This window comes from Pseudomonas sp. FP198, from assembly GCF_030687895.1.
Classification (GTDB): domain Bacteria; phylum Pseudomonadota; class Gammaproteobacteria; order Pseudomonadales; family Pseudomonadaceae; genus Aquipseudomonas.
The window spans coordinates 2,500,338-2,523,485 of sequence record NZ_CP117452.1 but is presented as its reverse complement, the minus strand read 5'-3'; the positions used below and the strand labels follow the sequence as shown (position 1 = coordinate 2,523,485).

17 protein-coding genes and 1 tRNA gene are annotated in these 23,148 nt (G+C 62.2%); 14 read left to right on the top strand and 4 right to left on the bottom strand.

From position 1 onward, the window contains the following. Window positions 1-5: 5 nt before the first annotated feature. From treZ to PSH78_RS11645, 10 genes are all read left to right on the top strand, one after another. On the top strand, window positions 6-1,808 hold the full coding sequence (gene treZ / locus PSH78_RS11690; protein ID WP_305500625.1) for a malto-oligosyltrehalose trehalohydrolase: 1,803 nt from the start codon (window positions 6-8) through the stop codon (window positions 1,806-1,808). Then, window positions 1,805-3,883 (top strand): 4-alpha-glucanotransferase, encoded by a 2,079-nt coding sequence (gene malQ / locus PSH78_RS11685; protein WP_305500624.1) that lies wholly within the window; start codon window positions 1,805-1,807, stop codon window positions 3,881-3,883. The genes treZ and malQ overlap by 4 nt, the downstream gene beginning before the upstream one ends. After that, window positions 3,880-6,666 carry a malto-oligosyltrehalose synthase gene (locus PSH78_RS11680; RefSeq protein ID WP_305500622.1) on the top strand — a complete coding sequence of 929 codons (2,787 nt, stop codon included), beginning with the start codon at window positions 3,880-3,882 and terminating at the stop codon, window positions 6,664-6,666. The genes malQ and PSH78_RS11680 overlap by 4 nt, the downstream gene beginning before the upstream one ends. A gap of 20 nt (window positions 6,667-6,686) precedes the next feature. After that, entirely contained in the window at window positions 6,687-7,040 is a 354-nt protein-coding gene (locus PSH78_RS11675; protein WP_305500620.1) for a DUF2934 domain-containing protein, read from the top strand. Between the two features lie 146 nt (window positions 7,041-7,186). Continuing rightward, the gene (glgX, locus tag PSH78_RS11670) at window positions 7,187-9,346 is read left to right on the top strand and encodes a glycogen debranching protein GlgX (RefSeq protein ID WP_305500619.1); all 2,160 of its coding nucleotides are present in this window, start codon (window positions 7,187-7,189) and stop codon (window positions 9,344-9,346) included. A 246-nt stretch (window positions 9,347-9,592) separates the two neighbouring features. Further along, window positions 9,593-10,357, top strand: a complete 765-nt coding sequence (locus PSH78_RS11665) for a PIG-L deacetylase family protein (RefSeq protein ID WP_305500618.1) — start codon at window positions 9,593-9,595, stop codon at window positions 10,355-10,357. Between the two features lie 192 nt (window positions 10,358-10,549). Continuing rightward, entirely contained in the window at window positions 10,550-10,765 is a 216-nt protein-coding gene (locus tag PSH78_RS11660) for a nucleoid-structuring protein H-NS (RefSeq protein ID WP_305501446.1), read from the top strand. Window positions 10,766-10,998: 233 nt separating this feature from the next. Beyond that, entirely contained in the window at window positions 10,999-11,799 is an 801-nt protein-coding gene (locus PSH78_RS11655) for an endonuclease/exonuclease/phosphatase family protein (RefSeq protein WP_305500616.1), read from the top strand. 165 nt (window positions 11,800-11,964) lie between these two features. Continuing rightward, the gene (locus tag PSH78_RS11650) at window positions 11,965-14,388 is read left to right on the top strand and encodes an autotransporter outer membrane beta-barrel domain-containing protein (protein WP_305500614.1); all 2,424 of its coding nucleotides are present in this window, start codon (window positions 11,965-11,967) and stop codon (window positions 14,386-14,388) included. A 183-nt stretch (window positions 14,389-14,571) separates the two neighbouring features. Continuing rightward, window positions 14,572-16,197 (top strand): NADP-dependent glyceraldehyde-3-phosphate dehydrogenase, encoded by a 1,626-nt coding sequence (locus PSH78_RS11645; protein WP_305500612.1) that lies wholly within the window; start codon window positions 14,572-14,574, stop codon window positions 16,195-16,197. 13 nt (window positions 16,198-16,210) lie between these two features. Here PSH78_RS11645 and PSH78_RS11640 read toward each other — a convergent pair whose 3' ends face one another. Further along, on the bottom strand, window positions 16,211-17,104 hold the full coding sequence (locus PSH78_RS11640) for a DMT family transporter (RefSeq protein WP_305500610.1): 894 nt from the start codon (window positions 17,102-17,104) through the stop codon (window positions 16,211-16,213). A 133-nt stretch (window positions 17,105-17,237) separates the two neighbouring features. Between PSH78_RS11640 and PSH78_RS11635 the strand changes: the two genes are divergently transcribed. Continuing rightward, the gene (locus PSH78_RS11635) at window positions 17,238-17,675 is read left to right on the top strand and encodes an Lrp/AsnC family transcriptional regulator (protein WP_305500609.1); all 438 of its coding nucleotides are present in this window, start codon (window positions 17,238-17,240) and stop codon (window positions 17,673-17,675) included. Between the two features lie 203 nt (window positions 17,676-17,878). On the opposite strand, the gene PSH78_RS11630 is transcribed toward PSH78_RS11635, so the two are convergent. Further along, a complete protein-coding gene (locus tag PSH78_RS11630) occupies window positions 17,879-18,550 on the bottom strand; it encodes a Bax inhibitor-1/YccA family protein (protein WP_186609995.1) in 672 nt (223 codons plus the stop codon). 124 nt (window positions 18,551-18,674) lie between these two features. On the opposite strand from PSH78_RS11630, the gene PSH78_RS11625 reads away from it, so the two are divergent. The 3 genes from PSH78_RS11625 (at window position 18,675) to PSH78_RS11615 (ending at window position 21,703) form a co-directional block, all read left to right on the top strand. Next, window positions 18,675-18,762 (top strand) — tRNA-Ser (locus PSH78_RS11625). Between the two features lie 122 nt (window positions 18,763-18,884). After that, window positions 18,885-19,742, top strand: coding sequence for an SPFH domain-containing protein (locus PSH78_RS11620; RefSeq protein WP_305501228.1), 858 nt, complete (start codon window positions 18,885-18,887; stop codon window positions 19,740-19,742). Between the two features lie 134 nt (window positions 19,743-19,876). After that, window positions 19,877-21,703: a DAHL domain-containing protein gene (locus PSH78_RS11615; protein ID WP_305500608.1), complete on the top strand. Its 1,827-nt coding sequence runs from the start codon at window positions 19,877-19,879 to the stop codon at window positions 21,701-21,703. A 59-nt stretch (window positions 21,704-21,762) separates the two neighbouring features. Here the strand turns inward: PSH78_RS11615 and PSH78_RS11610 are convergent, their stop codons facing one another. Then, window positions 21,763-21,954 (bottom strand): DUF2188 domain-containing protein, encoded by a 192-nt coding sequence (locus PSH78_RS11610; protein WP_305500606.1) that lies wholly within the window; start codon window positions 21,952-21,954, stop codon window positions 21,763-21,765. A gap of 102 nt (window positions 21,955-22,056) precedes the next feature. Beyond that, on the bottom strand, window positions 22,057-22,956 hold the full coding sequence (locus tag PSH78_RS11605) for a polysaccharide deacetylase family protein (RefSeq protein ID WP_305500603.1): 900 nt from the start codon (window positions 22,954-22,956) through the stop codon (window positions 22,057-22,059). Between the last annotated feature and the right edge of the window lie 192 nt (window positions 22,957-23,148).

The following is a 23,148-nucleotide window of genomic DNA, read 5'->3' as shown; positions in this document are numbered from 1 at the left end:
AACCGATGCCGTCAAGGACGCCTGAAACCTGGACCCACGGCGCGGTCTTGCTCGATTCCGAGCACACCCGCTTCGCGCTATGGGCCCCTGATGCCTTTTACGTCAGTGTCGAACTCGACACTGGAGAATCCATACCGATGCTGCCCCAGGCCAACGGCTGGTTCATGATCCAGGCCCGTTGCGCCGCTGGCACTCGTTACCGCTTCAACATCGACGGCGAGCTGGAGGTGCCCGACCCGGCCTCCCGCGCCCAGGACGGTGATATCGATCGCCACAGCGTGGTGGTCGATCCCCACGCCTATCAATGGCGACACACCAACTGGTCCGGTCGCCCCTGGTACGACGCCGTCATTTACGAACTGCACGTTGGCGCCCTCGGTGGTTTCGAAGGCGTCGAACAACAATTGGCACGCCTGGCCGGGCTTGGCGTGACCGCCATCGAACTGATGCCCCTGGCGCAGTTTCCCGGCGATCGCAACTGGGGCTACGACGGTGTACTGCCCTACGCTCCCCAGGCCTCCTATGGCACGCCGGACCAGCTCAAGCATCTGATCGACAGTGCCCACGGCCATGGCTTGGCGGTCATTATCGACGTGGTCTACAACCACTTCGGCCCCGATGGCAACTACCTGCACCGCTACGCCAAGGGTTTCTTTCGCGAAGACAAACACACGCCCTGGGGCGCGGCGATCGACTTCCGACGCCGCGAGGTCCGCGACTTCTTCATCGAAAACGCGCTGATGTGGTTGCTCGAATACCGTTTCGACGGCCTGCGCCTGGACGCCGTGCATGCGATAGAAGACCCGGACTTCCTCCAGGAGCTCGCCACCACGGTGCGCCAACAGGTCGACCCGACGCGCTACGTCTGGTTGACCGTCGAGAACGAACACAACCAGGCCAGCCTGCTGGAGCACGGCTACGACGCCCAGTGGAACGATGACGGGCACAATGCCTTGCACGTGCTGCTGACCGGCGAGACCGATGCCTATTACGCCGACTATGCCGAGCAGACCACGGAAAAGCTCGCGCGCTGCCTGAGCCAGGGGTTCGTGTTCCAGGGCCATACCAACCGCCACGGTGAATCCCGCGGCGAGCCCAGCGGCCACCTGCCGCCGAGCGCTTTCGTATTGTTCCTGCAAAACCACGACCAGATCGGCAACCGGGCCTTGGGCGAGCGCCTGCACCAGTTGGCCCCGCCACAGGCGCTGCAAGCCGCGACCGCCTTGTTGCTGCTGTCACCGATGATCCCGCTGTTGTTCATGGGCGATGAAGTGGTCGCCGAACAACCGTTCCTGTTCTTCACCAGCCACCATGGTGAACTGGCGGAGTTGGTGCGCGAAGGTCGACGCAACGAATTCAAGGCCTTTGCAGCCTTTGCCGATTCCGAGAAACGCGAGCGGATTCCCGACCCGAACGCGGCCGGCACGTTCGACGCTTCACGGCCCAACCTGGAAGCCCATCAACCGGAACAACTGGCCAGCGAAACCCTGTATCGCCAGTTATTGAAGATCCGTCGTGAGGAGATCGTCCCGCGCCTGCCCGCCGCCCATGCCCTGGGCGCGGATGTGCTGGGCCATGGCGCCGTCAGCGCGCGCTGGCAGATGGGCGACGGCAGCGTGTTGCGCATCGACCTGAACCTCAGCGACAAGCCCGTCGAACACAGCGCACCGCAAGATGCGCAGATTCTTTTCGAACATCCACCGCAGGCCATGGGTCTGTTGCAACAAGGGGTGCTCACGCCCCACAGCGCGCTGGTCAGTCTGACGCAAGCGACAACCTTGCCCAATATCACTGGAGAGCGCCTATGAGCGATGCGCAACTGGAAATCCTCGCTGGCCGAGCGGGCCTGGCGGTGGACTGGATCGATGCCAATGGCCGTGCCCAGAAAGTTTCACCCGCGGTGTTGCGCTCGGTCCTCACCGGCCTGGGGCATCCCGCCGGCACTGCCCAGGAAATCGACGCCAGCCTGTTGCAGTTGCAGGAAGACCAACAGAACCATCGCTTGCCGCCGCTGCTTACCGCAGACGCAGGCGTGAATGTCGATCTGAGCCGCTATTTCGAACCCGCGACCCCGTGCGAGATCCAGCTTGAAGATGGCGCGACGCTGAATCTGAAACTTGACGCCGACGCGACGCTCCCGGGGATCGTCCCGGTGGGCTATCAGCAGGTCAGTATTCAGGGCCAGCACTTCACCCTGGCGGTGGCGCCCGCCCGTTGCTACAGCGTGGCGGATGCGGTGGACGACCCGACCCCCAGGGTCTGGGGCCTGAGCGCGCAACTCTATTCCCTGCGCCGCCCCGGCGATGGCGGCTTCGGCGACACCCAGGCCCTGGAAGAACTGGCCCGGGTGGCCGGCGAACGGGGTGCCGACGCCCTGGCCATCAGCCCGATGCATGCCATGTTCAGCAGCGATACCGGGCGCTACAGCCCTTATTCGCCCTCCAGCCGGCTTTTTCTCAACAGCCTGTACGCCGCGCCCGGCACCATCCTCGGCGAGCGTGCGTTGCGCACGGCCATCGACGCCACCGGCTTGACCAACCAATTGCGCAGCCTCGAAGAGCAGCCGCTGATCGACTGGCCGGTGGCTGCCGAGGCCAAGCAGCGGGTGTTGCGTGCCCTGTACGAAGGATTCAGCCAGGGCGAACATCCGCTGCATGAGGATTTCAGCAGTTTCCGCCACAGCAGCGGCGAGGCCCTGGAAAACCATTGCCGCTTCGAAGCCCTCCAGGCCGATCGCGCCGCTCGGGGCGAAAGCCTCGACTGGCGCCAGTGGCCGCAGGAATGGCGCGATCCGCGCAGCGCCGCGCTGGCCCGTTTCGCCGAGGAGAACGCAGATGAAATCGGCTTCTACGCCTTCTGCCAATGGTTGATCGCCCGCTGCCTGGAGCGCGCCCAGAGCGCGGCGAAGTCCAGTGGCATGGGCATCGGCCTGATCGCCGATCTCGCCGTGGGCGCTGACGGCGCCGGCAGTCAGGCGTGGAGCCGCCAGGATGAATTGCTCGCCTCGCTCACCGTCGGCGCACCGCCGGACATCCTCAACCGCTCGGGCCAGGGCTGGGGTATCTCGGCGTTCTCGCCAGAGGGGCTCGTACGCAACGGTTTCCGCGCGTTCATAGAAATGTTGCGGGCCAATTTCGCCCACGCCGGCGGCTTGCGCATCGATCACATCATGGGCCTGCAACGATTGTGGGTGATCCCCAACGACGCCCCGCCCACCGATGGCGCCTACCTCTATTACCCGATCGATGATCTGCTGCGGCTGTTGGCCCTGGAATCCCATCGCCACCGGGCCATCGTGCTCGGCGAGGACCTTGGCACCGTGCCCGAAGGCCTGCGGGAAAAACTCGCCGCCCGCGCCATCCTCGGCATGCGCGTGCTGTTGTTCGAACAGGACAATACCCACTTCAAGCCGATCCTCGATTGGCCGGACGACGCCCTGGCCACCACCAGTACCCATGACCTGCCGACGCTGAACGGTTGGTGGCACGGTCACGACATCGACTGGAACGCCCGGCTGGACCTGATCGACTCCCACACCGAGATGGACTGGCGCCGGCACCGCCAACGCGAGCGTGACGGGTTACGCAATGCATTGAACCAGGACCCGCAGAATTTTCGCGAAGAACACCGCGAAACCGACCAGGTGCTGGACGCCAGCGTGCGCTTCCTCGGCCATACCCGCGCGCCGCTGGTGCTGCTGCCCCTGGAGGATGCCCTGGGTATCGACGAACAGGCCAACCTGCCCGGCACCACCGACACTCACCCCAACTGGCGGCGGCGCCTGGCTTTGGAAAGCCGCGCGCTGCTGGATGACCCGGACGCCGCACGGCGTCTGGAAATACTCGCCTGCGCGAGACTTCAGGCGAACGAGCGTGACCGATGAACCAGACACTGACCCAACCGCTGCAGGCCACCTTGCGCCTGCAATTTCATAAAGGCTTCACCCTCGACGATGCCGTAGCGCAAGTGCCGTATTTCGCAGCGCTGGGCATCAGCCACATCTATGCGTCTCCCCTGCTCAAGGCCCGAGCCGGGTCCATGCACGGCTACGACGTGGTCGATCCGACCCAGGTCAACCCGGAGCTGGGCGGAGAGGCTGCGCTCAAGCGCCTGGTCGCCACCTTGCGCGAGCACCGTATGGGCTTGATTCTCGACATCGTGTCCAACCATATGGCCGTTGGCGGCAACGACAACCCCTGGTGGCTGGACCTGCTGGAGTGGGGACGCTTGAGCCCCTATGGCGAATTCTTCGACATCCAGTGGCATTCCCCCGACCCGCTGATGGAAGGCCAGTTGCTGCTGCCATTCCTGGGCAGCGACTACGGTGTGGCGTTGCAGGAAGGCACGTTGAAACTGCGTTTTGATTCCGCCCAAGGCAGCTTCCATGTCGAGCATTACGAGCACCACTTCCCTATCTGCCCGATGCAATACGGTGAGCTGCTCAAGCCTGCGGACGCTCTGGAGCCCGAGCAGGTCGACGCGCTCAAAGCGCTGGCCGAGCGCTTCACCACGCTGAACTACCAGACCGACGCCCACTCCCTCGCCCGCCCGCTCCAGCAAGAGCTGCGCGATCTCGCCACGCAATCGGCCATTCTCAGCGCCATCGAAGACAACCTGCGCAGCTACGATTCGACCGAGCCTGCAGGTTTCGAGCGCCTGCACCAACTGCTGGAGCGCCAAAGCTACCGGCTCGCCAGCTGGCGCACGGCGGCGGACGATATCAACTGGCGACGCTTCTTTGATGTCAACGAACTGGGCGGCCTGCGGGTCGAGCGGCCGGCGGTGTTCGAGGCGACCCACGCCAAGATCTTCGAGCTGATCGCCGCGGGACTGGTGGACGGCCTGCGGATCGACCACATCGACGGCCTGGCCGACCCTCGCGGTTACTGCCGCAAGCTGCGCCGTCGCGTCGACTCGCTCTCCCCTTCGCGACACCTGCCGATTTTTGTCGAGAAAATCCTCGGCGACGGCGAAACCCTGCGCCGCGACTGGAACATCGATGGCAGCACCGGTTACGAGTTCATGAACCAGATTTCGCTGTTGCAACACGACCCGGCCGGCGCCGAGCCCCTCGCCGAGTTCTGGAGCCGGCACAGCGAGCGCCCGGCGCACTTCATCGAAGAGGCCCGCCTGGCCCGCCAGCAGATCCTCAACGGCTCTCTTGCCGGAGATTTCGAAAGCGTCGCACAGGCGCTGTTGCAAGTCGCCCGGGACGACGTGATGACCCGCGATCTGACCTTGGGCGCGATTCGTCGGGCGTTGCAGGAGTTGATCGTGCACTTCCCGGTGTATCGCACGTACATCAACCCGCTGGGACGCTCCGCCGAGGACGAGGTGTTTTTCCAGAAAGCGCTGGAAGGCGCCCGGCAAACCCTGAGCGAAGCCGATTGGCCAGTGCTCGACTGCCTGGCCGACTGGCTCGGTGGCATGCCGTGGCGCAGGCGACCTCGGGGCAGCGAGCGCAAACGGCTGCGCCACGCCTGCGTACGCTTCCAGCAACTGACATCGCCGGCAGCGGCCAAGGCTGTCGAGGACACTGCACTGTATCGCTCGGCGATGCTGCTTTCGCGCAATGACGTGGGCTACAACACCGAGCGCTTCAGTGCCCCGGCCGAGGAATTCCACGACGCCTGTCGGGAACGGCTCGAACACTTCCCAGACAACCTCGTCACCACCGCGACCCACGACCACAAGCGCGGCGAAGACACCCGAGCCCGGCTCGCAGTGATCAGCGAACGCCCGGACTGGTACACCGCCTGCGTGGAGCAATGGCGCATTCTCTCGCCGTCGCTGCACAGCGACCCGGCGGCCCCATCGGCCGGTGATGAACTGATCCTCTACCAGGCCCTGCTCGGAAGTTGGCCGCTGGACCTCGACCTACAGGACCCCAAAGCCCTGGCCGACTACAGCGAACGCTTGTGGCAATGGCAACGCAAGGCCCTGCGCGAAGCCAAGCTGCAAAGCAGCTGGGCGGCGGTCAACGATGCCTATGAGCAAGCCACCCAGATGTTCCTTGAACGGTTGCTGCTGTGCGACGAGGGCCTGCCGTTGCGCAGCGCCATCGCCGAGGCGGTCCAGGCCATCGCTCCGGCGGGCGCCCTCAACAGTCTGGCGCAAACCTTGCTGCGCATGACCGTACCCGGCGTCCCGGACCTGTACCAGGGCAACGAGTTCTGGGATTTCAGCCTGGTCGATCCGGACAACCGTCGCCCGGTGGACTTTAATGCTCGCCGGGAGGCGGTACAGGGCGACAGCTCACCGGCGACGCTGGTACGCGACTGGCGCGACGGTCGGGTCAAGCAGGCACTGATAGCGCGGACGCTGGCCTTGCGCGCCGAATACCCGCAGCTGTTTCGCCAAGGCAGCTATCAACCGCTGCCGGTGCTCGGCGAACACGCCGGCCGGGTGCTGGCGTTCATGCGTGAATACCAGCAGCAGCGGGCGATTGTGGTGGTCCCGGTGCACGCGGCCCGCCTGCTGGAAAACGGTGCCTTGCCCCACGTGGCTGCATCGGACTGGGGCGATACCCGGGTGTCGTTACCGTTCGCCGCCGAGGATGGAAAACTGAAGGGACTTTTTGCAAGCGCAGCAGTCACACCCCAAAGGGAGCTGATGGTCAGCGCCGCGCTGGGGGATTTCCCGGTCAATGTCTTTATTGAATCTTGAGTTTAGTCAGGAGCACTGCGATGAGTACCGACGATAAACGCATTCGTGAATTTGCCTATCAGATCTGGGAGTCGGAGGGTAAGCCCGCCGGGCAGGAAAAACGTCACTGGGAAATGGCGCGCAAACTGGCTGAAGCCGAGGCACTGGCGCCTAGCAAGCCGCCAAAAGCAGCGAGCAAGACCGCCGCCAGCAAGACTGACGGCACCAAGCCGGCACCCGCCAAGAGTGCTGCAACCAAGACGGCTGCGAAGAACACCACGCCCAAGGCCAAGCCTGCGGCCAAACCCTCCGCGGCGACTGCCGCAGTGGTCCCGCCCGCCGACAAGGCGGCCGCGAAAAAGCCACGAGCGGTGCGCAAACCACCGGCGGTCTGATCCAGCGAACTCATCGTTCTCAAGCCCGTGCTCCTTCCAACGAAGGGGCCTGCTTGTGGCATGGCGCTTTATCGTCTCGCCACAAGCGCAAGGCACGCAGTCCTGCGTGCGTCGCATCACCGAATCTGTCTTTTGCAGGAGCAACTATGACCCGTCCAAAAAAAACCACGCCGCCGCCCGTTATCGAGGCTTCGCGGATTCGTGAAGGGCTGCCGTTTCCGCTTGGCGCGACCTGGGATGGCCTGGGGGTCAATTTCGCGTTGTTCTCAGCCAACGCCACCAAGGTCGAACTGTGTATTTTTGATGACACCGGCGAAGTCGAACTCGAACGCATCGAGTTGCCGGAGTACACCGACGAGATTTACCACGGCTATCTGCCCGATGCCCATCCGGGGCTGATCTACGGCTATCGAGTCTATGGCCCTTACGATCCGGAGAATGGCCACCGCTTCAACCCCAACAAGTTGCTCATCGATCCCTACGCGAAACAGCTGGTGGGAGAACTGAAATGGTCCGAGGCCTTGTTCGGCTACACCATCGGTCACCCCGACGGCGACCTCAGTTTCGATGAACGCGACAGCGCCCCTTTTGTACCCAAGTGCAAGGTCATCGACCCGGCCCACACCTGGGGCAACGACCATCGCGTCAGCGTGCCGTGGGACAAGACCATCCTCTATGAGACCCATGTGCGCGGCATCACCATGCGCCATCCCGCGGTGCCTGAGCACCTGCGTGGCACCTTCGGCGGCCTGATGGTCGACGATGTACTCGAACATATCCGCAAGCTGGGGGTTTCTTCGGTCGAACTGATGCCCATCCATGCCTTTGTCAACGACCAGCACCTGCTGCACAAAGGCATGACCAATTACTGGGGCTACAACAGCATCGCCTTCTTCGCCCCGGACCCGCGTTACCTGGCCAGCGGCAAGATCGCCGAGTTCAAGGAAATGGTCGCGCACATGCACGAGGCCAATCTCGAAGTGATCCTCGACGTGGTCTACAACCACACCGCCGAGGGCAACGAACAGGGTCCGACCCTGTCCATGCGCGGGATCGACAATGCCTCGTACTACCGGCTCATGCCCGACGACAAGCGCTATTACATCAACGACTCGGGCACCGGCAACACCCTCGACCTGAGCCACCCGTGCGTGCTGCAGATGGTCACCGACTCCCTGCGCTACTGGGCCACGGAAATGCACGTCGATGGCTTCCGCTTCGACCTGGCGACTATTCTGGGTCGTTACCATGACGGTTTCGATGAGCGCCACAGCTTCCTCGTCGCCTGTCGCCAGGACCCAGTGCTGCGCCAGGTGAAACTGATCGCCGAACCTTGGGATTGCGGGCCTGGAGGTTACCAGGTCGGAGGGTTCCCGCCGGGCTGGGTCGAATGGAACGACAAATTCCGCGATACCGTGCGCGCCTTCTGGAAAGGCGACGACGGCCAACTCGCCGACTTCGCCAGCCGCATGACCGCTTCGGGCGAAATGTTCAACCAGCGCGGTCGACGCCCTTATGCCTCGGTGAACTTCGTCACCGCCCACGACGGCTTCACCTTGCACGACCTGGTGTCGTACAACGACAAACACAACGAAGCCAACGACGAAAACAACCAGGACGGCAGCAACAACAACCTGTCCTGGAACCATGGCGTCGAAGGTCCGACGGATGATCCCGAGATCAACGCGCTGCGCCATCGGCAGATGCGTAACTTCTTCGCAACGCTGTTGCTCGCCCAAGGCACGCCGATGATCGTCGCGGGCGATGAGTTCGCCCGCACCCAGCATGGCAACAACAATGCCTATTGCCAGGACAGCGAGATCGGCTGGGTCAACTGGGACCTGAGCGAGGATGGCGCGGCGCTGCTCAAGTTCGTCAAGCGCCTGATCAAGCTGCGTCTGACTTACCCGATCCTGCGGCGCGGACGCTTCCTGGTGGGCAATTACAACGAGGACATCGGCGTCAAGGATGTCACCTGGTTGGCCCCGGATGGCAACGAGATGACCATTGAACACTGGCAGGACGGCCAGAACCGCTGCCTGGGCATGCTGATGGACGGGCGCGCCCAGGAAACCGGTATCCGCCGCAAGGGGGCCGACGCGACCTTGTTGCTGGTCGTCAACGCACACCATGACATCGTCAACTTCCGCTTGCCGGAAGTGCCGGAAGGCAGTTTCTGGACGTGCATGGTGGACACCAACCAGCCGACGGTGCGCGGCCAGGAGCGCTTCGAGTTTGATGCCGAATACTCGGTGACCGGCCGCTCGTTGCTGTTGTTCGAGCTGCAACGCGAAGAAGAGGAATAAACACGGCAAATCGACAAAACCGCAGGGACGCGGTTTTTCTGGTCGCTCACACGACGCAGTCCGAATAAAAAAAAGCGGATCAGATACACAATCTGACGCGACGAAACCGCCAGCATAGTCAATACTTCGCGTACGGCGGTTCCAGGACTCGGAGCGCCGCGAATCACAGTCAGCCCTGCGGGGCGACGCCGGGCAGTCGGTCCGGTGCATGACTGAACGATTGAACAGCACAAGGACGTAGCCTCTATGAAACCCGCCTCCCGCTTGCAAGGCCGGCAGCACCCCCAGATATGGAACAGCGCGCCGCAACTGGCCGACATTCCCATCATCAGTACCCAGACACTCATACCCGCCGGCTCCCGGGCGGTCATCCTTGCCCCGCACCCGGGCGACGAGGTCGGTGCCTGCGGCGGACTGCTCCAGTTGTTGAGCAACCTGGACCATCCCATGCTACTGATCTCCGTCACCGACGGCAGCCTCGGCCACCCGGGTTCGCCATTATGGAACGATGAGCGGCTGCGCACGTTCCGCCCCCACCCCCAGGAAAGCGTCGACGCCCTGCATCGCCTGGGTGTGCCGCCCAACGGCCTGCAATGGGTGCGCGGCGGCTTCCCGGAAAAGAGCCTGGCCGAGCACGAGGAGCCACTGGCTGCGTTCATCGGTCATCATCTTCGTCCCGGTGATGTGATATTCAGCACCTGGCGCCAGGACGGCGACAGCGATCACGACACTGTCGGACGCGCCGGGGCCCAGGCAGCCGAAGTTATCGGTGCGGTGTTCAACGAACTGCCGGTATGGGCGTGGCATTGGCCCGTCCGCGAACAGAACAGGATCCCCTGGCATCGAGCTCGCAAACTGCGTCTGGATGTCTGGACCACCGCTCGCAAGCGCCACGCCATGCATGCTTACTCCAGCCAGCTCAACGGTGAACCGGCCAGCGGTATCGCGCCGCTGGTACCCCGGGTGATTCTTGACCGCATGGGTATGCCGTATGAAATCGTTTTCATCTGATTAGCCCCCCCGGTGTTCATGGGTTCGCGGCACTCAACCTTGTGGGAGCGAGCTTGCTCGCGATGACGGCCTGGCAGTCGGCCACGGTTTCGTTGACTGGGTACATATCCATTGCTGCGGTAACGGCCACTTAGGGTTCCGCCCTTACGGCGGCTCACTTTTGGAAGAGCGCCAAAAGTAAGCAAAAGCGCTTTGCCCCACCACTCGGCACCTCGCCTAGGCTCGGTGTGCCCTCACTCCGGCATTGCTCCGTGGGCCCGCCGCGAAGGGCCGTCCCTGGCCCAGCGCGGCTATCCCGGCATCCATGCCGGGATGCCCACTGCGCAATGCCTGCGTTCGGCCAACGTGGTTAACGGGGCGTTCAAGATCAAGATCAAGATCAAGATCAAGATCAAGATCAAGGTCTAAAGCGATGCTCCGGATGGCGCAGCTCCACTGTGGGAGCGAGCCTGCTCGCGAAGAGGCCAGTCGATTCAGCATCTTCAGCGCCTGAAACACCGCCATCGCGAGCAGGCTCGCTGCCACAGGATTTGGGTTGTGCCTGGATGTTCTGGATGGCGCGGACTTCACATTCAACAATTCCGGAACTGCCGCAGCCGCGGTCAGTCGCATGAACACATACGTCTGATTCAGGAGTGAACGTGACTGGCGATTCCAACTGGCAGGCCGAGCAACCCGCGGCAGTGGACACATCTGCGGCGGTTCATCGGCTGCGGGTCCTGACGGTCAACACGCATAAGGGGTTTACCGCCCTCAACCGCCGCTTCATCCTGCCCGAACTGCGCGAAGCGGTACGCAGCACGGGGGCCGACCTGGTATTTCTCCAGGAAGTGCTGGGTGAACACGACCGCCACGCGTCACGCTATGACAATTGGCCCCAGACCTCGCAGTACGAGTTCCTCGCCGACAGCATGTGGAGCGATTTCGCCTATGGCCGGAACGCGGTCTACCCCGACGGCCACCATGGCAATGCCCTGCTCTCCAAGTATCCGATTCGCCAGTTCCGCAATCTCGACGTGTCCATCACCGGCCCGGAGCGGCGCGGGTTGCTGCACTGTGTGCTGGACGTGCCAGGGCACGCCGAAGTCCATGGGATCTGCGTTCACCTGAGCCTGCTCGAAAGCCATCGCCAACTGCAGCTTCAATTGCTCTGCAAACTACTCGATTCGCTGCCCGAAAACGCGCCCGTCATCATTGCGGGGGATTTTAATGACTGGCAGCTGCGCGGCAACACCACCCTCGCCCGCCGCCGCTACCTGCACGAAGCCTTCGAACACCACCATGGCCGTCCGGCCAGGACCTATCCGGCGCGTTTTCCCCTGCTGCGCCTGGACCGCATCTATCTGCGCAACGCCACCAGCCATGCTCCGCAGATTCTCGGCAACAGACCTTGGACCCACCTGAGCGACCATTTGCCGCTGTCGGTGGAGGTGCACCTGTAGCCGAACTCACCGGCGCTGACCTGTAAGATCTGACAGTAGCGACCCTCATCATCGGTTGTTAGCGTGCCCCACATACAGCAAGCGTTGCCAGGCCCGTGAGCCTTCTGTAGAGCAACCGAGGCTGGATTGCGGCATGCCACGGATGCCGATGCAGAGGGAAAGCAGATGAGCTTGCGCAATCATGGCGTCAACCGGCTGTTCAATGCCTTGTGGCTGACTACACCGCTGTTGCTAGACGCTTCGCCCGCCATGGCGGCATGCACCCTGACGCCGACGGCAGGCAATGACAGTTATGTCTGCGACAGCGGCACCAGCCCCGGACTGACCGATCTGTCGGGAAACAACCGCCTGACGATGCCGGCCAACGGTAGCGGTGTGATCCAGGGAGACATCACCTTCGGCGCCGGAGCCGACTACGTCGAGATCAATCCCGACGGCATCGTGGCAGGCGGCGTGCAACAAGGCTCGGGCACCGATGATTTCGTCATGCGCGGCGGCAGCATCCAGTCACTGGCCCAGGGCGATGGGCTCGATACGTTCCTGATGACCGGCGGCACCATCGTCGGCGCGTTCGAAGACGGTGACGAGGCGACCATGACCGGTGGCACCATCGGCCGGGTCGACATGAAACTCGACGACAATATTTTCGACATGTCAGGTGGGCAGATTCTTGGCAATCTGGTGACCGGCTTTGGTCGGGACACCATTATCGTTAGCGCGGGACGCATCGGCGGCAATGTCAGCGTCAGCGGCGGTGACGACCGGATTGCCGTGAGCGGCGGCGAGATCATCGGCGAGGTTCGAGCCAGTTTCGGTAATGACCAACTGCAGTGGAGCGGCGGTCTCATCCGCTCCGCCATCCTGATGGGCGAAGGCAACGACACGGCGCTGTTGAGCAATCTGGATGAATCCATACTCGCCATCACACCCAGCCTGGATGGGGGGCTGGGCCAGGACACACTGGCTTTCGAAGCCAGCACTTCCGGCAGCGCTGCCCGCTATGTCAACTGGGAGACGGTCAACCTCACACAGGGCTCGCGCCTGGATTTGAACGACACGCTGGTCCTGGGCGACAGCGTTACCGGCACCGGCACGCTGAACATCGACGCAAGCAGCCTGTTGACGGCCAGCCAGGGCAGCATTCGCCCGTTCACCGCCGGCCAGATGGCGACGCTTGAAAATGCCGGAACCATCGACCTCGGCGCAGACAATACCCGCACCAGCGACACCCTTACCGTACAAGGCAACTACGTCGGCAATGGCGGTCAGTTGCGCCTGCAAACGCTGCTCGGCGCAGACGACTCGCCGAGCGACAGACTCGTCGTCGACGGCGGCACCCTCGGCGGTAGCACGGCCATCACCGTCACCAACATCGGCGGTGCAGGCGCCTTGACTACCCGCGACGGTATCGAGCTGGTCCAGGCTCAGGGTGGCGCCGTCAGCGACAGCGGGGCTTTTTCACTGGCGCGATCGGTGTCGGCCGGCGCGTTCGATTACCGTTTGTTCAAGGGCGGCGTGACCGGTAATGAAAACAGTTGGTACCTGCGCTCGACCGTGGTCGCCGGTCCGATCGCCGTGGCCAGCCCCACGCTGCCGGCCTTGCCCGTCGCCGTGCCGGGCGCAGCGCCCATTGCGCTGTACCGTCCGGAAGTACCCGTCTGGTCGGCGTTGCCGCCCGTCGCCGCCCAACTGACCCTGATGGCCCTGGGCACGTTCCATGATCGCCAGGGCGATCAACGCCTGCTGACGGAAACCGGTGCCTTCGGGGCCGGTTGGGGTCGTGTCTACGCCAAGGACCTCGATCAGACCTGGGCCGGCACGGTGGCACCGAGGTTCGACGGCTCCATCAAGGGCTTCCAGGTGGGCAACGACCTTTACAGCGCCCCGGTCTTCAATGGCCAGACCCAGCGCATCGGTTTTTTCGTCGGCCATAGCGAATTGAACGGCAACGTCGACGGCTACAACCTGGGGTTCGAAGGGCGGCGCGCCGGCAAGGTTGAACTCGACGGCGACAGTTATGGCTTGTACTGGACGCTGACCGATCCCTCCGGCGGCTACATCGACACGGTGGTCATGGGCACCCGGCTGAACGGTGACAACCGCTCCGAACGCGGCCTCAAGCTGGATAATCGCGGGCATGCGCTGACCCTTTCGGCGGAGGTCGGCTACCCGTTTGCCGTCGGCAATGACTGGATCGTCGAGCCACAGGCGCAGGTCATCCATCAGAAAATCTCCCTGGACACTCAGGATGATGGAATCTCCAGGGTCGAATTCGATTCCGACAGCGCCTGGACCGGCCGGCTCGGTGCCCGTCTCAAGGGGCGCTACCTGATCAGCGACACGCCGGTGGAGCCGTACCTGCGGGCCAATGTCTGGCACACGTTTTCCGGTACCGACACGGTGACGTTCGACAACGCCCAACGGATCGAGACCCAACAACGCAGCTCTACCGCCGACCTGGGCGCAGGCGTCATCGTCAGCCTTTCGCCTGCGGTCAGCGCCTATGCCGGGGTGGACTACGGCAATAACCTCGACAGCAACCAGCAACGCAGCGTGGCCGGCAATGTCGGCGTGCGGGTAAGCTGGTGAATGACCGCCTCCTGCGTGGCGAGGAGCAGGCATCCTTGCCACGCAGGCATCGCGCCCGGTTGGCTGAAAGGCATGGCCTCGCGTCCCGGCCCACTTAAAAAACACCTCCATTAAGGCGTATAACGCTAGAAGCGATTCATGGCCGCCGCTGCCCATGGCTCATTTCATTGATGGAGTAACGACATGACCACAGCCAACTTCCTCGCCAATCTGTTCCCCGGAGCCGCCGACATCCCGCCAGCCTACCGCCTCGAATGCCAGGTGGAGCAGCGCGAATACCTGGTCGACGGCGTCCTGAAGACCTGGCAGGGTCCGCTCGCCACGGTGCGCAGCCCGGTGTACCTGGCCGGCGCCGATGGCGATGAACAGGTGATTCTCGGCAGCACGCCATTGCTGGATGCCGAGACCGCCCTCACGGCCCTGGACGCTGCCGTCCGGGCCTATGATCGTGGCCAGGGCCAATGGCCGACCATGCGCGTCGCTGAACGCATCCGTCATGTCGAGACTTTCCTGGCGCGGATGCGCGAGCAGCGTGAGGCGGTGGTCAAGCTGCTGATGTGGGAGATCGGCAAAAACCTCAAGGATTCCCAGAAGGAATTCGACCGCACCTGCGACTATATCGTCGACACCATCAACGCCCTCAAGGAGCTGGACCGCCGCTCCAGCCGCTTCGAGCTGGAACAGGACACCCTCGGACAGATCCGTCGCGTACCATTGGGCGTGGCCCTGTGCATGGGCCCTTACAACTATCCGCTGAACGAAACCTTCACTACGCTGATCCCCGCGCTGATCATGGGCAACACGGTGGTGTTCAAGCCGGCCAAGCTTGGCGTACTGCTGGTTCGTCCGCTGCTGGAAGCGTTTCGCGACAGCTTCCCCGCCGGCGTGATCAACGTGATCTACGGCAGCGGCCGGGAAACCGTCAGCGCGCTGATGGCCAGCGGCAAGATCGACATATTCGCTTTCATCGGCACCAACAAGGCCGCCAGCGACCTGAAGAAACTCCATCCGCGCCCCCATCGCCTGCGCGCCGCGCTGGGGCTGGACGCGAAGAATCCCGGTCTGGTGTTGCCCGACGTCGACCTGGACAATGCCGTCAGCGAGGCACTCACCGGTTCGCTGTCTTTCAACGGCCAGCGCTGCACGGCGTTGAAAATCCTTTTCGTCCACGAAGACGTCGCCCCGGCTTTCATCGAGAAGTTTAATGCCAGGCTCGCTGCGCTGAAACCCGGCATGCCGTGGGAAGACGGCGTCGCACTGACGCCATTGCCCGAAGCGGGCAAGGTCGATTACCTGCATTCGCTGGTGGCCGATGCAGTTGCCAAGGGTGCGGGCGTCATGAACCCGCACGGCGGCGAATCCCGGGCTTCGTTTTTCTACCCGGCGGTACTCTATCCAGTGAACACCGCCATGCGGGTCTATCACGAAGAACAGTTCGGCCCGGTCGTGCCCATCGTGCCGTACCGCGACGTCAATACCGTGATCGACTACGTCCTCGAGTCCGACTTTGGCCAGCAACTGAGTATTTTCGGCACCGACCCGGCCACAGTCGGCAGGCTGGTGGACACCTTCGCCAACCAGGTCGGGCGCATCAACATCAACGCCCAATGCCAGCGTGGCCCGGACACCTTCCCGTTCAACGGCCGGAAAAACTCCGCCGAGGGCACATTGTCGGTTCACGACGCACTGCGGACCTTTTCGATCCGCACGCTGGTCGCCACCAAGTTCCAGGACAACAACAAGGCGCTGATCAGCGACATCATCCGTGAGCGGGATTCGAACTTCCTGACCACCGATTACATCTTCTGATCCGCGCCAGCCGTTACGTCAGGGCTGGGCGGCGCGACTTGATGCCCCAGCCCTGTTGCATGCCGGCAGCCGCCAGCAGGATGGCCGCCACGCCCAGCCATTGCAGCGGCTCAAGGCGATGGCCGAAGGCAAACCAGTCAACCAGGATCGCCGCGATCGGGTAAATAAAGGACAGAGCGCCCGTCACGGCAGTCGGCAAGCGTTGGATCGCGCTGTACAGCAGTACGTACATCACGCCGGTGTGAATCATGCCGAGGGTCAGCAGGCTGGCCCAGGCCTCGGGTTGCTGCGGCAAGGCCGAGAAATTCGCCCATGGCGCCAACAAGAGGATACCGGTGGCGACCTGGATCAACGCGATCAAGTGCGGCGGCGTGCCGGTCAGGCGCTTGATAATCAACGCCGCAACGGCGTACAGGAATGCCGCCCCCAGCGCCAGGGCGATGCCCGCCAGATAATCCTCGCCTCCCTGCCCCTGCTCGCCGTGGGCGCTGACAATGGCCAGCATCCCGAGAAACGACACCGCCAGCCAGAACAGCTTCTGCGCAGTGATCTTCTCTCCCAGGAACAGCGCGGCCAGCCCCACCAGCATGAAGGGCTGGACGTTGTACACCGCGGTGCCGATGGCGATCGAAGCGCGGGAGTATGAAGCGAACAACAACACCCAGTTACCGACGATCGCAACACCACTGAGCACCGCCAGCAGGAAGGTCGTGCGAGTCAGGATATCCCGGCGCAGGAAACCGAAACCGGCGCAGATCAGCAGCAACGTGCCGGCGCCAAACACGCAGCGCCAGAACACCACATCCAGCACCGGCTGGCCGGACACCAGCACGAACCAGCCGATGGTTCCGGAAATCAGCATGGCGGCAGTCATTTCGAGCGAACCGCGGCGTAGGGTCTTGTCCATCTTCAGGCTCCTTCAGTGAATGGACACAGTATGCCGACCTGCCTGCGTGCTTCTCCATGGTTTGAAAAAGGCTAGACTGGCTTTCGACCTTTTTTATCAAGGCAACTTCGAGCATTTGCCTAACGGAGCGAAAATGACTGACGACATCGACCAGACCCTCATCAGCGCCTTGATGGAAGACTCACGACGTTCCCTGAAGGCCTTGGCGAGCCTTAGCGGCCTGTCATCCCCCAGCGTTGCCGAACGCCTGCGCCGGCTGGAGGAACGTGGCGTGCTCAAGGGCTACACCGTCGAGGTCGACCCGAAGTGCTTTGGTTATCAACTCCAGGCCATCGTGCGCATCCGTCCGTTACCGGGGCAGTTGCAGGAAGTGGAGCGGCAGATCCAGGCCATCGGCGAATTCACCGAATGCGACAAGGTGACGGGGGAAGACTGTTTCATTGCGCGACTGCACGTGCGCTCGATGGAGCAGTTGGATGTGCTGTTGGACAAGTTGAATGTGCTTGCCGAAACCAATACGGCGATCGTCAAGAAGACACCGGTAAAGCGGCGCTTGCCGCCGATGGAGTGAGGGCTTTTGAAGTGACCGCATTTCGGTGGGAGCGAGCCTGCTCGCGAAAGCAATATCACAGTCGATGAAGATGTTGGATGTGCAGGCCTCTTCGCGCTCCCACAGGGGCCAGTATCCGAGTACAAAAAAACGGCGCCTTCCCTTTCGGGAAAACGCCGTTTTTTAGTTGAACAGCTCAGGCCATGACAGCCATCACTGCCCTATCAGTCGTCGCGACCCATCAACCCGAACAGCTGCAGCAGGCTGACAAACAGGTTGTAGATCGATACATACAGGCTGACGGTCGCCATGATGTAGTTACGCTCGCCGCCGTGGATGATGGCGCTGGTCTGGTAGAGGATGCAGACCGACGAGAACAGCACGAAGCCGGCGCTGATCGCCAGTTGCAGGCCGCTGATCTGGAAGAAGAAGCTGGCCACCACCGCACCCAGCAACACGAAGAAACCGGCGGTGATGAAACCGCTCAGGAAACTCATGTCCTTGCGCGAGATCAGCACGTAGGCCGACAGACCACCGAATACCAGCGCGGTCATGGCGAAGGCCGAGCTGACCACTTCGGCGCCGCCCTGCATGCCCAGGTAGCGGTTGAGGATCGGGCCGAGCAGGAAGCCCATGAAACCGGTCAGGGCGAAGGCCGAAACCAGGCCCCAGGCCGAATCGCGGAGCTTGTTGGTGAGGAAGAAAAGGCCGTAGAAACCGATCAGCACGACAAAGATGTTCGGGTAACCGACACGCATCTGTTGTGCGACGAAGGCCATCACACCGCTGAAAGCGAGCGTTAGAGCCAGCAAGCCATAAGTGTTGCGCAGGACGCGGCTAACCTCTAGCTGCTCAGCCTGCACGCTGTTGTTCACTGCGTAATCCTGTTCGCGCATGGCGACACTCCTCCGGGTTTGAAACATTCAGTGGCAAGGATAATAACAGACGCTCTGTAACAAGCTACGTAGAGAGTTTGACAGTGTGTTTCATTCGGGTATTATGGCGCCCGCAACGCAGTACGGAGGTGTGGCCGAGTGGTTTAAGGCAACGGTCTTGAAAACCGTCGACTGTAACAGGTCCATGAGTTCGAATCCCATCGCCTCCGCCATCTTCTAACGTTAAAGCCCTGATTATTCAGGGCTTTTTCGTGTCTGGCGTTTGAAAAAACAGTGACGGTCTTCACAAAGGAAACAGTGCATGCCATCCCCTACCCCACTCAAGGAAAGTAAAGTGACCAGCAAAACCATCGGTTCGATCGTCGCGGCAATTATCGGCGTGGTCCTGTTATGCGTGTTCTTTGGCAGCTGGTACACGGTTGATGAAACCGAGCGTGGCGTGCTTTTGCGCAACGGCGCCCTGGTTGGGGTGGTTGAACCGGGCCTGTCGTTCAAGACGCCTTTCATCGAGTCGGTCCGCCTGATCAGCACGCAGAGCCAGGTGACGTCCTATGACGACCTGCAGGCGTACAGCAAGGACCAGCAATCGGCCGAGCTCAAGGTGTCCGTGTCCTGGCATATCGCGCCTTCCGACGTGGCGAAGGTCTATACCCAGTTCAAGGACCTGGAAGGCATTCGCGACCGGATGATCAGCCGCCAGGTGCCGACGCAGGTGGAAAACGTGTTCGGCAAGTTCAACGCCGTCGCCGCCGTGCAGAACCGCGTGCAGCTGGTCAATGACATTTCGGCGGCGATCAAGGCAACGATCACCGGACCGGTGATCATCGACAGCGTCCAGGTTGAAAACATCGATTTCAGCGACGCCTACGAAAAAGCCATCGAAGCGCGCATGGCCGCCGAAGTGCAGGTCAAGACCCGTGAGCAGCAGCTCGCCACGGAGCAGGTCCAGGCTCAGATTCGGGTGACCCAGGCCCAGGCTGAAGCCGATTCGCAAGTTGCCCAGGCCAAGGCCGACGCGCTGGCCACCGAGCTGCGCGGCAAGGCTGAAGCCGAGGCGATCAAGGCGCGCGCGCAGGCGCTGGCCAGCAACCAGAATCTGGTGGAGCTGACCAAGGCCGAGCGCTGGAACGGTGAACTGCCCACCACCATGCTGCCTAACACCGCGCTGCCCTTCATCGATCTCAACAAGTAATGCCCCTCGGCGCGGCCAGTCATGGCCGCGCTTCCTCGCAGCGCAGTGTGCCCGGAGCACATCCGTCCGCCTCGTTGGCGCTACACTCTGCTCACTGACGCATCCGACGTTTGAACGTTAGCAGGGAGCTCGACGTGTACCCAGGCCAAAGCAGCTCGACGAAACACCCCGTCTCCCTTATCAAGAAATACAAATGGCCCGCCCTGTTGGCCACCGCGCTGGTTGTGTTTTCGGCCCTGATATTCTTCCTGATCAAGTCCTACACGGGCGACACCGCGACCTTCTTCGAGTCACGCGACTTCATCCGTCAGCTCAAACAAGCCGACGCCAACTGGAACGTGAAGATTCTCAGGAAAAAAATAGGCGTCAGCAACAACCTGTCACTCGCTCCACCAGCCGACGCGCAAAGCCGATGGGAGCAATTGGAACAACTGAACAGTTCCGGTCCACTGGCTGCACTTTGGGCGTCGAGACGCAACGGCTACATGGACGCGGTCAGGAACAAGACCCTGTTGGTGGAACAGTTCGAGCAGCACAATGCCAATCTGCGCGCCTCTCTGGATGCACTTCCGACGGTAGAGGATGAAATTCAGACGCTGCTGCAACAGATGAAGGATGACGGAGAAATCGCTCGGCTGACGGCAGCCTCCAATGTTCTCGACCTGGCGCTGACCACCTTGGAATACGCGCTTTATGTCACCTCGGACAAAGCCAGCGAACTGCAAGGACAGCTAAGCGAACTCGAACGCCAGATCGACCAGTTGCCCTCGTCCTATCGGCCGGCTTTCACCTCGCTGATCCGGCACGTCAAGACCGTCATCCAGGAACAGCCGCTGGTCAACGATCTGCTGGATCGCATCAGCGTCATCCCCGTCGCCCAGGAACTGGACAGCATCAACGAGCTGCTCAACGAAACGCAGCGCAGGACCGCCGCCACCGATCGCAAATATCATATGTACCTGGCCGTCTGCGCCAGTCTGATGGCGCTCTTGATGATCTACCTCGCCGTACGGCTGGTGCGCAGTTCTTCGCTCATCAACCAGATCAACCATGAGCTGCAAACGTCCAACGACAAGCTGGAGCAACGCGTGCAGGAGCGTACGCGCGAGTTGAAGGAGGCCGAGCGCGAGCTGGTGGACGCCGCGCGCATGGCAGGCATGGCCGAGATCGCCACGAACGTGTTGCACAACGTTGGCAATGTCCTCAACAGCGTCAACATCTCAGCGGAGCTGGTGACGCGCAAGTTGAAGAACAGCAAGACGCAAGGGCTGGGCAAAGCGGTAAGGATGATGAATGAACATGCCACGGACCTGGGCCAGTTCATCACCGAGGATGAAAAAGGCAAGTTGTTGCCTCGGTATTTCAATGAACTGGTGGATTCCATCGCCACCGAACAGGGATTGTTGATTGAAGAACTCGCGCAACTGACCAAAAGCATCGACCACATCAAGGAGATCGTCACGACTCAGCAGACCTATGCCGGGGCTGCGCGGCTGATCGAGCCGCTGAATGTGGCCGACCTGTTCGAAGATGCATTGCGTATGAATTCGGGGGCGCTCAGCCGACACCAGGTCACCGTGACCAAGGATTATCAGGACATTCCGATGATCATGGGCGACAAGCATCGCCTGCTGCTGATCCTGATCAATCTGATCAGCAATGCCAAGGCCGCCATGTCCAATGTCGAGCCGCCACGGGAAATGACCCTGGGGGTGCGCATCGTCGATCAGACAACGCTTTGCGTCAGCGTCAAGGATCGTGGCGAAGGGATCGCGCCTGAAAATCAGGCGAGGATCTTCAACCACGGATTCACGACCCGCAAGGATGGCCACGGTTTTGGCCTGCACAGCTGTGCCCTGGCAGCGGTGGAGATGAACGGTCGCCTGCAGGTTGAAAGCGACGGACCGGGGCAAGGCGCCCTGTTCACTCTGGAAATCCCGCTGGAGCTGGCGAGTTCCTGAGAACGGTCGGCGACGCGGCGAGCGTTCGACGCTCGCCGCGAAGTCAACGGAACGTCTGGTTACCTGACGTTCGCGGACGCAGCGCTGCGACGTCTCCTGGCGGGCAACGCGGCGGCATAGGCCAACGCTTCCTCACGCGAAGCAAAGGACCCCAACCGGTCCGCCTGGGTGCAGACCCTCCAGGGCCCGCTGTTCACGCTGAGCACGTCATAGCCGTTGATGTGCATTTTGGTCAGCATCGCAGTACTCATGATCGTCACCTCCTCAAGAAAACGGGGTTACCGTGCCTACCTTACTCCCGGTGCGCCCATAAGGGCCAACCGAGCGTCGCCACGCTGGCTCGTCAATGCCCGTCAGTCAGGATCGTGCTTCCATAACCAATCCCACAGACCGGGCAGGCGCACCGGCTGGGTGGCGTCCTTGAGGGTCCGCGCCATCGCTGCGCGCTCCAGCGCCTGGCGATCGTCATAGAAAGGTTTCGCGTAGGTCTTCAATCCGGTGGCCTGGGCGCTGTCGATCAGGATCTGCAGATACTCCCGCGCATGACGGGCGGTATAACGGTTGAGGTCATGGAAGGTCACTACCACCGGAATCACTCCATCCACCGCAGGCAACTGCCCGGCGGCGATGCGCTCACGCACCTCCGAGAGCTGGCGTAGCAGGTTTATCCGCCGGCGAGGACTCAGGGTAATGCCCCAGACCTTGCCATCGTTGGCGCTCAGGTCAGTCAGCAAAATATGCATGCCATGCCGCTGATAGGCGGCGAAGGTGCGCGGGTCATAGCTCCAGAATGGCGGCCGGACCAGAGTCGGCGGTGCGCCGGTAACCGCGGCGATGTCGGCTGCACCGTGGGCAAGCGAAAGCTCCAGCTCATCGGGGTCGAGGGATCGATGGTTGGTGTGCCAATGAGTAGCCGTGTGAAAACCCAGGACATGCCCCTCGCGCTGCTCACGCTGCAGCACCGAGCGACCGATGTCACTGCCACCGGCCCGTGGCGCTCGCGTCTGGACAAAAAACAGCGCCTTGATTCCCGGCTGCACCGGGTTGTCTGCAAGGGCGTCGAGCACGTCCAGGCTCGGGTTCCAGAAGGATGAGGCGCTGGGACCGTCATCGAATGTCAGGAGGAAACGGATCGGCGGCTGGACGCGCAAGCGTTGCTCGGTTTGCGCGGTCAGCGCGATGGGCGGGCCGATGCATCCCGACAGGCCGTTGGCAAGCAGCACCACAAGCAGTGCCTTGGCGATTTTATTCATGTCCTGCCTTTCTTCAGTGCCAAACCTGCGTCGCCTTCGATCCCTGGCACCGGTGTTGAAGCCCACCTTGGAGAAGGTTAACCGGGTTTGGTTCCTCACCATAAGCGCCTTCATTCACGGCGTGTGATACATCTCACGCGGCAGCCCTGCCCGCCCCGGTTTTGACCGTCCGGAAATTCGATGGAATTTTCC

Coding starts and splice junctions, on each gene's coding strand:
- treZ (WP_305500625.1), top strand. CDS start 6: ATGCCGTCAAGGACGCCTGAAACCTGGACCCACGGCGCGGTCTTGCTC.
- malQ (WP_305500624.1), top strand. CDS start 1,805: ATGAGCGATGCGCAACTGGAAATCCTCGCTGGCCGAGCGGGCCTGGCG.
- PSH78_RS11680 (WP_305500622.1), top strand. CDS start 3,880: ATGAACCAGACACTGACCCAACCGCTGCAGGCCACCTTGCGCCTGCAA.
- PSH78_RS11675 (WP_305500620.1), top strand. CDS start 6,687: ATGAGTACCGACGATAAACGCATTCGTGAATTTGCCTATCAGATCTGG.
- glgX (WP_305500619.1), top strand. CDS start 7,187: ATGACCCGTCCAAAAAAAACCACGCCGCCGCCCGTTATCGAGGCTTCG.
- PSH78_RS11665 (WP_305500618.1), top strand. CDS start 9,593: ATGAAACCCGCCTCCCGCTTGCAAGGCCGGCAGCACCCCCAGATATGG.
- PSH78_RS11650 (WP_305500614.1), top strand. CDS start 11,965: ATGAGCTTGCGCAATCATGGCGTCAACCGGCTGTTCAATGCCTTGTGG.
- PSH78_RS11645 (WP_305500612.1), top strand. CDS start 14,572: ATGACCACAGCCAACTTCCTCGCCAATCTGTTCCCCGGAGCCGCCGAC.
- PSH78_RS11640 (WP_305500610.1), bottom strand. CDS start 17,104: ATGGACAAGACCCTACGCCGCGGTTCGCTCGAAATGACTGCCGCCATG.
- PSH78_RS11635 (WP_305500609.1), top strand. CDS start 17,238: ATGACTGACGACATCGACCAGACCCTCATCAGCGCCTTGATGGAAGAC.
- PSH78_RS11630 (WP_186609995.1), bottom strand. CDS start 18,550: ATGCGCGAACAGGATTACGCAGTGAACAACAGCGTGCAGGCTGAGCAG.
- PSH78_RS11610 (WP_305500606.1), bottom strand. CDS start 21,954: ATGAGTACTGCGATGCTGACCAAAATGCACATCAACGGCTATGACGTG.
- PSH78_RS11605 (WP_305500603.1), bottom strand. CDS start 22,956: ATGAATAAAATCGCCAAGGCACTGCTTGTGGTGCTGCTTGCCAACGGC.